8 protein-coding genes are annotated in these 13,268 nt (G+C 71.2%); 7 read left to right on the top strand and 1 reads right to left on the bottom strand.

The features are described from left to right. Nucleotides 1-131: 131 nt before the first annotated feature. On the bottom strand, nucleotides 132-581 hold the full coding sequence (locus tag ABZX65_RS31665) for a nuclear transport factor 2 family protein (RefSeq protein WP_355347799.1): 450 nt from the start codon (nucleotides 579-581) through the stop codon (nucleotides 132-134). A gap of 160 nt (nucleotides 582-741) precedes the next feature. On the opposite strand from ABZX65_RS31665, the gene ABZX65_RS31660 reads away from it, so the two are divergent. The 7 genes from ABZX65_RS31660 to ABZX65_RS31630 all read left to right on the top strand — a co-directional run bounded on the left by ABZX65_RS31660 (nucleotide 742) and on the right by ABZX65_RS31630 (nucleotide 13,028). Continuing rightward, nucleotides 742-3,498 carry an alpha/beta fold hydrolase gene (locus ABZX65_RS31660; protein WP_355347796.1) on the top strand — a complete coding sequence of 919 codons (2,757 nt, stop codon included), beginning with the start codon at nucleotides 742-744 and terminating at the stop codon, nucleotides 3,496-3,498. A 14-nt stretch (nucleotides 3,499-3,512) separates the two neighbouring features. Further along, nucleotides 3,513-4,397 carry an ABC transporter permease subunit gene (locus ABZX65_RS31655; protein WP_188282197.1) on the top strand — a complete coding sequence of 295 codons (885 nt, stop codon included), beginning with the start codon at nucleotides 3,513-3,515 and terminating at the stop codon, nucleotides 4,395-4,397. A gap of 285 nt (nucleotides 4,398-4,682) precedes the next feature. Next, complete coding sequence (locus tag ABZX65_RS31650) at nucleotides 4,683-6,065, top strand: S53 family peptidase (protein WP_355347793.1); 1,383 nt, start codon at nucleotides 4,683-4,685, stop codon at nucleotides 6,063-6,065. A 230-nt stretch (nucleotides 6,066-6,295) separates the two neighbouring features. Continuing rightward, complete coding sequence (locus tag ABZX65_RS31645; RefSeq protein ID WP_355347790.1) at nucleotides 6,296-7,849, top strand: chitinase; 1,554 nt, start codon at nucleotides 6,296-6,298, stop codon at nucleotides 7,847-7,849. A 133-nt stretch (nucleotides 7,850-7,982) separates the two neighbouring features. Next, nucleotides 7,983-8,819, top strand: a complete 837-nt coding sequence (locus tag ABZX65_RS31640; protein ID WP_355347787.1) for an undecaprenyl-diphosphate phosphatase — start codon at nucleotides 7,983-7,985, stop codon at nucleotides 8,817-8,819. Between the two features lie 267 nt (nucleotides 8,820-9,086). Further along, nucleotides 9,087-11,231, top strand: a complete 2,145-nt coding sequence (locus tag ABZX65_RS31635; RefSeq protein WP_355347814.1) for an RICIN domain-containing protein — start codon at nucleotides 9,087-9,089, stop codon at nucleotides 11,229-11,231. Between the two features lie 258 nt (nucleotides 11,232-11,489). Continuing rightward, on the top strand, nucleotides 11,490-13,028 hold the full coding sequence (locus tag ABZX65_RS31630) for an aldehyde dehydrogenase family protein (protein ID WP_355347784.1): 1,539 nt from the start codon (nucleotides 11,490-11,492) through the stop codon (nucleotides 13,026-13,028). Nucleotides 13,029-13,268: the final 240 nt, after the last annotated feature.

The following is a 13,268-nucleotide window of genomic DNA, read 5'->3' as shown; positions in this document are numbered from 1 at the left end:
TGGACACCGTCTTGATCAGCCGGCCGAGATTGTGGTCGAGCCTGCTGGGGCGGTAACCCACGTCGGCCACCGCGCCGCGGCGGTTCACGGACACCCCGCGAACCGGGTACGTGCCGAAGGCGGCCGGTCGCTCACGCCTGCGCGGAGCCCGGCGCCCGGTACATGTACGACGTCTCCTGCCGCCGCGAGGCGATCCGCCAACCGCCGCCGTCCCGCGCGAAACCGTCCACGTACCAGAAGCCGCACAGCAGCACACCGCGCTCCGCCGCCTTGCCGCCCTCGGGCAGCACGAGCGGGTTGAGGCACATGGTGCGGCCCGTCGCGCGGTCCCCGTCGAGCCGGATCGCGCAATTCCCGAGCAAATGCTGATATCCGGGAAAACGCGGCATGACGGCCGCGAGAAATTCCTTGATCTCCGGCAGAGTTCCACGCGGTCCGCCCGTCGCCGTGTAGTCGAGGACCGCGTCCTTGGTGAAGACCGCGTCCAGCAGCGGCCATTGGCCGGTGTCCACCGCGTGGCTGTATTCGATCAACAGATCCTGGATTTCCAGCCGGTCGGAGATATCGCCGAGCGAGAGCATGCGGCCCCTCCTGCCCGCGCCCGGACGGACGCGTGGGCACCGCATGGATGGCACGCGCCACCGGAGAAGTCAAGACACCTGACAGGCGCGGAGTATGGGAATACCCGGAGAACCCTCCGCCCACGCCCGGTCCGCGGCCCGAGCCGCCTAGGATCGAGGGATGGATCTTCGATGGCCGCGACGCAAGAGGTGGTTCGCCGCCGCGGGGGCGCTCGTGGTGCTGGTGGCGGGCGGCGTCGCGGTCGGTACGGCGACCGCGTCCGGCGACGGGGGCTCGGTGCACCGCAGCGACGCGATGCTCGACGGCGCCGGGGGCGTACGCCTGGACACCTCGTACTTCACCTCGGGCGGTCCCGGCAGGCGGCCCGCCGTACTGCTCGGGCACGGCTTCGGCGGCAGCAAGGACGACGTGCGCGGCCAGGCCGAAGCGCTCGCCCGGCACGGCTACGCCGTACTGACCTGGTCCGCGCGCGGCTTCGGGCACTCCACCGGACGCATCGGGCTCAACGCGCCGGACGGCGAGGTCGCCGACGTCGGCAAGCTCGTCGACTGGCTCGCGGACCGCCCCGACGTGCGGCTCGACGCGCCGGGCGACCCGCGGGTCGGCATCTCCGGCGTCTCGTACGGCGGCGCGATTTCGCTGCTCGCCGCCGGTTACGACCAGCGCATCGACGCCATCGCGCCGCGCATGACGTACTGGAATCTGAGCGACGCGCTCTTCCCGAACGACGTCTACAAGAAGCTGTGGGCCGGCATCTTCTTCTCCAGCGGCTCCACCCCGCTGGACGCGGCAACGGGCGGCGACCGGACCCCGGACACAGGCGCGGGCGCGGGCGCGGGCGCGGGCACGGGCACAGGCACAGGCACGGGCACGCCCGCCGGAGCGCCGACGACCGCCGACCCCCTCTGCGGCCGGTTCGAACCGTCCGTCTGCGCGCTCTACCAACGCGTGGCCCAGGCGGGAAAGCCCGACGCCGCCGCCCGCGCGCGACTCGACGCGCTCAGCCCGTCCGCGGTCGGCTCCCGTATCAAGGTCCCCGCGCTGATCGTGCAGGGCCAGACCGACTCGCTGTTCACGCTCGCCCAGTCCGACGCGATGGCCAAGGCGATCAAGGCCAACGGCGCACCCGTGACCGTCGACTGGATCGCGGGCGGACACGACGGCGGCAACACCGAGAACGGCAGGATCGACCAGCGGGTCACCGCCTGGTTCGACCACTACCTCAAGGGCGAGACGTCCACGAGCACGGGACCCGCCTTCCGGGTCACCCGCACCGGCGGCCTCAACTCCACCGACGGCAGCGTCACCCTGCGCGGCGCGAGCGGCGACAGCTACCCTGGGCTCGACGGATCGGGCAGCCGGAAGATCGCGCTCGCCGGTTCCGCCCAGCGGATCACCAACCCGGCGGGCGGCGCCCCGCCCGCGATCTCCGCCGTCCCCGGCCTCGGCGCGCTCACCCAGCTCTCCTCGGTCGGCGCCGGCATCTCCCTGGACTTCCCCGGCCAGATCGCGGTGTTCGAGTCCGCGCCGCTGCGCGACGGCGTCCAACTCATCGGAGCGCCGTCGGTGCGGGTGAAGGTCGCCACCGACGCGCCCGACGCCGTGCTCTTCGCGAAGCTCTACGACGTCGCGCCCGGCGGCAAGGAGACCCTGCCCGCCTCGCTCGCCGCCCCCGTACGCGTCGTCGGGTCCGGGCAGGGCACCACCGTCACGGTCCGACTGCCCGCCGTCGACCACGACTTCGCGGCCGGGCACCGACTGCGCGTGGTGCTGTCCACCACCGACCTCGGCTACGCCTCCCCGGCCGCGCCCGCGGTACTGACCGTCTCGCTCGCGTCGCCGACGCTCACCCTGCCCACCGACACCGGGCTCCGCGCCGACGCCACCTCGGTCGCGTGGTGGGCCTGGGCGCTGCCGCTGATCGCGCTGGCCGTGGCCGCCGTCCTGCTGCTCACCGGCCGCCGCCGGGTCCGCCCGCGCCCGGCCGACCCGGCGCTCGCCGCGGTCCCGTTGCAGATCACCGGCCTCAGCAAGCGGTACGCGAAGTCCGTCGACCAGTACGCCGTACGCGACCTGTCCTTCCGCGTCGAACCCGGCCAGGTGCTCGGCCTGCTCGGGCCGAACGGCGCGGGCAAGACCACCACCTTGCGGATGCTGATGGGCCTGATCCGTCCCGACGAGGGCGAGATCCGGGTGTTCGGCGAGGCGGTACGGCCCGGCGCGCCCGTGCTGTCCCGGCTCGGCGCCTTCGTGGAGGGCGCCGGATTCCTGCCGCATCTGTCCGGCCGCGCCAACCTCGACCTGTACTGGCAGGCCACCGGCCGCCCGGCGCAGGACGCCCACCTGGCGGAGGCCCTGGAGATCGCGGGCCTCGGCGACGCGCTGGAACGGGCCGTGCGCACCTACTCGCAGGGCATGCGGCAGCGACTGGCCATCGCGCAGGCCATGCTCGGCCTGCCGGACCTGCTGATCCTCGACGAGCCGACCAACGGACTCGACCCGCCGCAGATCCGCGAGATGCGCGAGGTGCTGATCCGCTACGCGCAGGCGGGCCGGACCGTGATCGTCTCCAGCCACCTGCTGGCCGAGGTCGAGCAGACCTGTACGCATCTGGTGGTCATGGACCGCGGGCGGCTGGTCACGGCCGGTCCCGTCGCCGACATCATCGGCTCGGCGGACACCGTGCTGGTCGGGATCGACGGCGAACTGCCGCAGAGCGCGGTCGAGAAGGTCGCCGCACTGCCCGGGGTCGCCACCGCGGTCCGCGAGGAGGACGGTCTGCTCGCGGTGCTCGACGGCCTGACCCCGGCGCAATTCGTGGCCGAACTCGTCCGTCTCGACGTGCCCGTGGCCCAGGTCGGGCCGCACCGCCGCCTGGAGGACGCCTTCCTGACCCTGATCGGAGGCTCCTCGTGAGCGCCGCACCCGCCCTGCCCGCCCCCGCGCCCGCACCGGACGGGTCGCCGGCCCGCGCCACCGCGCCCGGCTACCGCCCCGGCCGTACGCTGCGGCTGCGCGTCGAGGCCAGGCGGCAGTTGCGCAGGCGCCGCACGATGATCGTGGCCGCGCTGCTCGCCGCGCTGCCGTTCATCCTGATCGCCGCCTTCGCGATCGGCGGCACCCCGAGCGGCGAGGGCAGGAACGGCCCGACGCTGATCGACACCGCCACCGCCTCGGGCGCCAACTTCTGCGCGACCTGCCTGTTCGTCTCCGCGGGCTTCGTGCTCGTCGTGCCGGTCGCGCTCTTCTGCGGCGACACCGTGGCTTCGGAGGCGGGCTGGTCCTCGCTGCGCTATCTGCTGGCCGCGCCCGTGCCGCGGACCAGGCTGCTGGCCGTGAAGCTCACCGTGGCGCTGGGCTTCAGCGCGGTCGCGCTCGTCCTGCTGCCCGCGGTCGCGCTGGTGGCGGGCACCGTCGCGTACGGCTGGGGGGACCTGGAACTGCCGACCGGCGGGGCGCTGGCGTCCGGTGAGGCGCTGCCGCGGCTGGCGGTCGCCGTGATCTACATCTTCGTGAGCCAACTCGTCACGGCCGCGCTCGCCTTCTGGCTCTCCACGGTCACCGACGCGCCGCTGGGCGCGGTCGGCGGCGCGGTCGGCCTCACCATCGTCGGCAATGTGCTGGACGCCGTGACCGCGCTGGGGCGGTGGCGTGACGTGCTGCCCGCGCACTGGCAGTTCTCCTGGGCGGACGCGCTCCAGCCGACGATGGAGTGGTCCGGCATGCTCCAGGGCACCTCGGTGTCGGTCTCGTACGCGATCGTGCTGACGGCGCTGGCCTTCCGCGGCTTCCGCACCAAGGACATCGTGTCCTGACCCGCCGTCGGCCGTGTCGTGACGTGGTGTATGCCGTGCCGTGCCGTGCCGTGACGCCGCCGCATGACGGGCCCCGTGACGCCGCCGTATGACGGGACCCGTGACGCCGCCGCACGCCGCCGCACCATGACGCCTCGTCATGGCATGCCCATGAAATAACCAAGGGGCGGCCATCCGGAGTAAAGCGGTCGGCAGCAAACGGCGAAGTCTCTTGTCCTGGGCATGATCTGTGGGTGTGATCGCGGCATCCGTCTCGTGCGGTCGCACTCCACACAAGGAGAGTCCATGCGCAGATTCCGTCCGCGGCCCCGCGCCGCGGTCGCGGCGGCAGGGGTCACCGCCCTCGCCGCCGCCGCTTTGACAGCCGCTCCCGTCGCCGGGTCCGCCACCGCCGCCCCGGCGCGTACCGCACCGGTGGCGAAGGCCGTGCCCGCGGTCACGGGACACCGGCTGGTGAGCGGGGTGAGCAGCCCGCTCAGCAGCGCGCAGTGCCAGGCGAAGTGGGGCATCAACTGCTACACCCCGCAGCAGTATCGCCAGGCGTACGACCTCAAGCCGCTCTACCGCGCCGGTATCACCGGCAAGGGGCGGACGATCGTGATCGTGGACTCGTTCGGGTCGCCGACGATCCAGCACGACCTCGACGTGTACAGCCGGCAGTTCGGCATCGCCAGCTCGCACGTACAGGTCGTCAAGTGGGGTGACGTGCCGCCGTTCGACCCGACGAATCCGGACCACACCGGCTGGGCGAGCGAGAGCACGCTGGACGTGGAGATGGCGCACGCCGTCGCGCCCGACGCGCACATCGTGCTGGTGGAGACCGGCGTCGCGGAGACCGAGGGCGTCGAGGGGCTGCCCGAGATGATGGACGCCGAGAAGTCGATGATCGAGCACGGCGTCGGCGACGTGATCACGCAGAGCTTCGGCGCCACCGAGAACACCTTCCCCGGCTTCGACCGGGGCGACTTCTCCAGCATCCAGAAGCTGCGGTACGCCTTCAAGGCAGCCGCCGCGCACGGCGTGACGGTGCTGTCGTCCTCAGGCGACGGCGGCGCCACCGACTCGATGGCGGACGGCGCCACCGACTACCCGTACCCGGTGAACTCCTGGCCCTCGTCCGACCCGCTGGTCACCTCGATCGGCGGCACGCAGCTCCACCTGGACGACGCGGGCGACCGCACCGCGCCCGACAGCGTCTACAACGACTACGGCGCGGGCGGCGGCGGCCAGTCGCACGTCTTCACCAGGCCCTCGTACCAGGACGTGGTCAAGAACGTCGTCGGCGCCCGGCGCGGCACCCCGGACATCTCGATGACCGCGGCCGTGGACGGCGGCGCGTGGGTGTACTCCTCCTTCGACCCGACGGCCGTCGGATGGGACGTGTACGGCGGCACCAGCGAGTCCAGCCCGCTGTTCTCCGGCATCGTCGCGCTGGCCGACCAGCTCGCCGGGCACCGGGTGGGCGACATCCACCAGGCGCTGTACGCGCTCTACCGGGGCGACGGCAGGCTCACCGGGATCGTGGACGTCAAGGACGGCACGAACAACTCCTACGACGGCGTCACCGGCTACACCGCGGTGAAGGGGTACGACATGGCGACCGGTGTCGGCACGCTGGACGCCGCGCGGTTCGTTCCCGCGCTGGCGATCGCCAGTTGGCGGCGCTGACCGTCCGAGCGGGGTACTGACAGGTCACCGCCGCGTCCGCGCGGGCGCGGCGGTGACACGTGCTGTCCGGGCGCCGGAAATGTCCGGTCCCGCGGGGTGAGTGGTCCAACTCCGTTATCTGTTAGGACTCTTGACAGTCGGGTGGTCCAGACCAACAGTATTGGTCCAGACCAGCAGCGCCCCCTGTGCTGTCGGCCCCCACACATCCCCCCTCGAAGGGAGCGCGGTCCATGACCGGACCCGTTCGCAGACCCCTCCGCGCGTTGCTCACCGGACTCGTCACCGCCACCGCGGCGGCCGGGCTCGCCCTGACCGGCAGCGGCACCGCCCACGCCGCCACCCCGCTGCCCGCCCACGTGTTCGCCCCGTACTTCGAGGCGTACAACGGCGACAGCCTCTCCGGCCTGGCGTCGGCCTCCGGCAACAAATTCCTCACCATGGCGTTCATCCAGACGCCGTCCGTCGGCTCCTGCACCCCGTACTGGAACGGCGACAGCTCGCTGCCGATCGCCCAGGCGAACTTCGGCGCCGACATCGACACCCTCCAGGCGGGCGGCGGCGACGTCATCCCGTCCTTCGGCGGTTACGCGGCCGACAACAGCGGCACCGAGATCGCCGACAGTTGCACCAACGTCAGCTCGATCGCCGCGGCCTACGAGAAGGTCATCACGACCTACGACATCAGCCGGATCGACCTCGACATCGAGGACAACTCGCTGACCAACGCCGGCGGCATCGACCGCCGCAACAAGGCCGTGAAGATGGTCCAGGACTGGGCGGCGAGCAACGGCCGCTCGGTGCAGTTCTCCTACACCCTGCCGACCACCACCCACGGGCTGACCACCGGCACCGCGGGCGACGGCTCGGGCCTGTCGGTGATCCAGAACGCCATCTCCAACGGCGTCAAGGTCGACGTCGTGAACCTGATGACGTTCGACTACTACGACAACGCCACGCACAACATGGCGACCGACACCCAGACCGCCGCCACCGGCCTGCACGACCAGCTCGCCGGGCTCTACCCGTCGAAGACCGACGCGCAGATCTGGGGCATGGTCGGCGTCACGGAGATGCCCGGCATCGACGACTTCGGCGCGGCCGAGACCTTCACCACCGCCAACGCCACCACCGTCTACAACTGGGCGGTCAGCAAGGGCATCAACACGCTGTCCTTCTGGGCGCTCCAGCGCGACAACGGCGGCTGCCCCGGCCAGGGCGGCTCCGACACCTGCTCCGGCGTCGCACAGAGCACCTGGCAGTTCAGCCACACCTTCCAGCCCTTCACCGGCGGCGGCACCACCACCCCGCCCCCGGCGAACGACTTCTCGGTGTCGCTGACCCCGGCCTCCGGCTCCGTCGCGCCGGGCGGTTCCACCACCTCCAGCGTGCACACCGCCGTCGCCTCCGGCACCGCGCAGTCCGTCGCGCTGACGGTCTCCGGCGCCCCGGCCGGTGTCACCGCCACGCTCAGCCCGACCTCGGTGACCGCGGGCGGCAACGCCACCTTGTCGGTCGCCACCACGGCCTCGGCGGCCCCCGGCACGTACACCCTGACCGTCACCGGCAAGGCGGGCACCACGACCCACACCGCCGCGTACACGCTCACGGTCACCGGGACCACCACCGGCTGCACCGCCACCGCGTGGAACAGCAGCGCGGTCTACGTGGGCGGCAACACCGTCTCGTACGCCGGTCACACCTGGAAGGCCAAGTGGTGGACGACGGGCGAGACGCCCGGCACCACCGGTGAGTGGGGTGTCTGGCAGGACCTCGGCGCCTGCTGATCCGCCTCCCGCGGCGGCCGGGCCCCGGATTCGGGGTCCGGCCGCCGATCCTCTAAAGTCTGACCGTTGTCTACGAACATGTAGTCGTAACGGGCCGGGGCGATCACCGGCGGACAAGGGGCGGGACCACCCAATGAGCGTCATCGGCGTCGGCCAAGCCGTCATTCTCGGCGTCGTGGAAGGAGTGACCGAGTTCCTTCCGGTCTCCTCCACCGGGCACCTGAAAATGACCGAGGGCCTGATGAACATCCCGGTGGACGACAAGGCTGTCGTCGGCTTCACCGCGGTGATCCAGACCGGCGCCATCGCCGCCGTCTTCGTCTACTTCTTCTCCGACATCAAGCGGTTCGTCGGCGCCTGGTTCAAGGGGCTCGCGAACAAGAGGGAGCGCGACAACCACGACTACAAGTTCACCTGGTGGGTGATCTACGCGACCATCCCGATCGTCGTCGTCGGACTGGCCGCCAAGCCGCTGATCGACGGCGCCCTCGCGTCCTTGTGGGTCGTCGCCTTCTCGCTGATCGGCGGCAGCGTCGTCATGTGGTGCGCCGAGCAGATGGCGCGATTCAAGCGCGGCGAGGACCAGGTCACCTTCAAGGACGCGATGATCGTCGGCTGTTCGCAGATCCTCGCGCTGCTCTTCCCCGGCTTCTCCCGGTCGGGCGCCACCATCTCCACCGCGCTCATCCGCGACCTGGACCGGGTGGCCGCCACCCGCCTGTCGTTCTTCCTCGGCCTGCCCGCCCTCACCGGCGCGGGGCTGTACGAGTTGAAGGACGCCACCAGCGGGGGCGTCGGCGTGCCCGCGCTCGCCGTCGGCACCGTGGTGTCGTTCGTGATCGCCTACGTCTCCATCGCCTGGCTGCTGAAGTTCGTCGCCAAGCACTCGTTCAACTCCTTCGTGATCTACCGGATCGTGGTCGGCTTCCTGCTGATCGGCCTGCTGACGACGGACACGATCAGTTCCTGACTCACCGTCAGACGCGCTCCGAGGGCCCGGCCGGGACGGCCGGGCCCTCTTTTCCGGCCGGATAGTTCACGACTTATTTTTTGATGTGTATTGACTCGCCGACGGGCGGCCCCTAGCGTCCACACCGCATCGCGACCCCACAACGCGACCGAGGAGACACGTGTGACTCAGGTCCCCACCGTGCCCGGCACGCCCACCCGCACATCCCGCACCCGCAGACGAACAGCCGCCATAGCGGCGGCGCTCGTCCTGCCGGTCTCGGCCTGTATCGCCCTGGTCACCGCACGGGACGCGGGCGCCGCCACCATCCCGGCCGCCCCGGCCAGCGTCACCAGCGTCAGCAGCGGCAAGTGCGTGGACGCCCGCGCCGCGGCCACCGCCAACGGCACAGCGGTGCAGCAGTACGCCTGCAACGGAAGCGCCGCCCAGCAGTGGCAGTTCACCGCCACCGACAGCGGCTACTACCGGATCGGCGTGTCCACCGCGCCCGCCCAGGTGTGGGACGTCACCGGCGTCTCCACCGCCGACAGCGCCACCACACAGCTCTGGCTGTACGGCGGCGGCAGCAACCAGCAGTGGCAGCCCGTCGCCGAGAGCAGCGGCGCCTTCCACTTCGTCAACCGCAACAGCGGCAAGTGCCTCGACGTGCCCGGCGCGTCGACCGCCGACAGTGTGCAGCTCCAGCAGTACACGTGCAACGGCACCACCGCGCAGTCGTTCAACGTCAGCGGCAGCGGCGGCGGCACCACGCCGCCGACCACCCCGCCCAGCGGCGGCGACCCCGACCTCGGCCCGAACACGGTCGTCTTCGACCCGTCGATGTCCGCCTCGACCATCCAGTCCAAGCTGAACTCGATCTTCAGCCAGCAGGAGACCAACCAGTTCGGCAGCCAGCGCTACGCGGTGCTCTTCAAGCCCGGCACCTACAGCGCGGACGTCAACGTCGGCTTCTACACCCAGGTCGCAGGACTCGGCCTGAGCCCCGACTCGGTCACCATCAACGGCAAGGTGCACGCCGAGGCCGACTGGTTCCAGGGCAACGCCACCCAGAACTTCTGGCGTGACGCCGAGAACATGTCCGTCAACCCGACCGGCGGCAGCGACCGTTGGGCCGTCTCGCAGGCCGCCCCGTACCGGCGGATGCACGTCCGCGGCAACCTCGCGCTGGACGACGGCGGCTGGTCGAGCGGCGGCTTCATCTCCGACTCCAAGATCGACGGGCAGATCCAGTCCGGTTCCCAGCAGCAGTTCCTCACCAAGGACACCGAGATGGGGTCCTGGAGCGGCTCCAACTGGAACATGGTCTTCGTCGGCGACAAGGGCGCGCCCGCGCAGAGCTTCCCGACGTACACCACCGTCGCCAGCGCGCCCGTGGTGCGCGAGAAGCCCTTCCTGTACATCGACAGCGCGGGCAAGTACCAGGTCTTCGTGCCCGCCCTCCAGTCCAACGCGTCCGGCACCACCTGGAGCGGCAAGACGCCGGCGGGACAGTCGCTGCCGATCGACCAGTTCTTCATCGTCAAGCCGGGCAACACCGCCTCGGACATCAACGCGGCGCTCGCGGCGGGCAAGAACCTGCTGTTCACGCCGGGTGTCTACCACCTCAACCAGACGATCAACGTGACCCGGCCCGACACCGTCGTCCTCGGTCTCGGTCTGGCCACGCTCGTCCCGGACGGCGGCGTCACCGCGCTGACCACGGCCGACGTGGACGGTGTGAAGCTGGCCGGGCTGCTCATCGACGCGGGCACCACCAACTCGCAGACGCTGATGCAGATCGGCCCGGCCGGCTCGTCCGCCAACCACGCGGCCGACCCGACCAGCCTGTCCGACGTCTTCTTCCGGATCGGCGGCGCGGCCGTCGGCAAGGCCACCCAGTCGCTGGTCGTCAACAGCAACAACGTCATCGGCGACCACATGTGGCTGTGGCGCGCCGACCACGGCAACGGCGGCACCGTCGGCTGGAACACCAACACCGCAGCCACGGGCCTCGTCGTCAACGGCCAGAACGTCACCATGTACGGCCTGTTCGTCGAGCACTACCAGCAGACCCAGGTGCAGTGGAACGGCAACGGCGGCAGAACGTACTTCTTCCAGAACGAGATGCCCTACGACCCGCCCAACCAGGCTTCCTGGATGAACGGTTCCTCGCAGGGCTACCCCGCCTACAAGGTGGCCGACTCGGTCACCAGCCATGAGGCGTGGGGGCTCGGCAGCTACTGCTACTTCTCCGCCAACTCCTCGGTGGTGTCGGCCAACTCCTTCCAGGTGCCCAACACCTCCGGGGTGAAGTTCCACGACATGGTGACCGTCTCGCTCGGCGGTGTCGGCACCATCAGCCATGTCATCAACACCACGGGAGCGGCCGTGAACAGCGGCCATCAGGTCACGTACCTGACCAGCTACCCCTAGTCACACAGGGGTACACGGGGGACACAGTGGGGCCGGCCGGCACAGGGGGCGCATCCCGTCGGCCGGCCCCTCTCCCGTGCGGTGACCCCCGCTCTCCCGCGCCGTAACCCGCCTCCTCCCGTGCCGTGGCCGGGCACGGTGACGACCGACACACCCGTGGTCGAACACCGGAACCCCCGGGAGTCCAGTCGCTATCGTCGGCAGACGCGCGGTGGTGCGCCGCGCGAGTTCCGCCCCCCGACGAGAGCGGAGTTCCGAATGACCCTCATCCTCAAGCCCGGAACGGCCTGGAGCGACGCGTGGCGGCGCGCCCTGCGGACCGCGCCCGAGGCATTCCGCGACGACCGTGTGCTGAACCTGTGGGACGGCCGCTGGCAGGCCGACGGCCGCCCGCTGCCCGCCACTTCACCGGTCGACGGCAGCCCGATAGCCGGGCCGCCCCGGCTCGACGCGGCCACCGCGCGACAGGCGGTACGCGCCGCGCTCGACGAACACCGGAGCTGGCGGCACGTACCACTGCCCGACCGCAAGGCGCGCGTCTCGGCGACTCTGGACGCCCTCACCGAACACCGCGACCTGCTGGCCCTGTTGCTGGTCTGGGAGATCGGCAAGCCCTGGCGGCTGGCCCGCGCCGACGTGGACCGGGCCATCGACGGCGTCCGCTGGTACGTGGACGGCATCGAGCCGATGGTGGCGGGCCGCACCGCACTTGCCGGTCCCGTCTCCAACATCGCGAGCTGGAACTACCCGATGAGCGTGCTGGTGCACGCCATGCTCGTCCAGGCGCTCGCGGGCAACGCGGTCATCGCCAAGACGCCCACCGACGGCGGCCTGGCCTGCCTCACCCTCGCCGCCGCGCTCGCCAGGCGCGAGGGCATTCCCGTCACGCTGGTCAGCGGCAGCGGCGGCGAACTCTCCGAGGCCCTGGTGCAGTCCTCGGAGATCGGCTGCGTCTCCTTCGTCGGCGGCCGGGACACCGGCGCCCGGATCGCGACGGCCGTCGCCGACGTCGGCAAGCGGCACATCCTCGAACAGGAAGGGCTCAACTGCTGGGGCCTGTGGGAGTACAGCGACTGGGACGCCTTCGGCGCGCAGATCCCCAAGCTCTTCGACTACGCCAAGCAGCGCTGCACCGCCTACCCGCGGTTCGTCGTCCAGCGCTCCCGCTTCGCGGACTTCCTCGCCGCGTACCTCCCGGCGGTCAAGTCGGTCAGGACCGGTCACCCGTTGGCCGTCGCCGCGCCCGACGACCCGCTGCCCGCACTCGACTTCGGGCCGCTGATCAACGCGGCCAAGGCGAAGGAGCTGGCCGATCTGGTCGCCGAGGCCGTCGACCGCGGCGCGGTGCCGCTGCACCACGGCGCCCTCGACCCCGGCCTCTTCCTCCCCGGCCAGGACACCTCCGCCTACCTCGCCCCGGTCACGCTGCTGGGCCCTCCGCCGTCCTCGCCGCTCCACCACACCGAGCCCTTCGGACCCGTCGACACGATCGTCCTGGTCGACACCGAGGCCGAGCTGCTCTCCGCCATGAACGCCAGCAACGGCGCCCTGGTGGCCGCCCTGTCCTGCGACGACCCGCGCACCACCGAACGCCTCGCCTCCCAGGTCCGCGCCTTCAAGGTCGGCCGCGGCGCGCCCCGCTCCCGCGGTGACCGCGACGAACTCTTCGGCGGCCTCGGCGCCTCCTGGCGCGGCGCCTTCGTCGGCGGCGAACTCCTCGTCCACGCCGTCACCGAAGGCCCCACCCTCGACCGCCTCCCGGGCAACTTCCCCGACTACCAATTGCCCGCGGCCTAGGGGGGCGCCTTGGGTGAGGCCGCGGTTGCGGCGAGCCGTGCTGGGGAGCCCTCTCGCGCAGGCTCACCGCGATCCCCTTTTTTTGCCGCCCTCTCGCCTCCGGCGGCTTAAATCCGGTGTCGACGGTCGATCGTGCTCGCTCCCTCGTTCCTCGGTCGCTGTGCGCGTTCTCCCTTTCGACACCGGCGCCGCCTTCGGCTCGCTGGCTACCGGCGAACCCACCTGCGCAGCGGTGAACCG

This window comes from Streptomyces sp. NPDC003300 (genome assembly GCF_040610915.1).
Lineage (GTDB): Bacteria > Actinomycetota > Actinomycetes > Streptomycetales > Streptomycetaceae > Actinacidiphila.
Note: the sequence above shows the minus strand (reverse complement) of the source record. Positions and strands in the feature narration are given on the sequence as shown.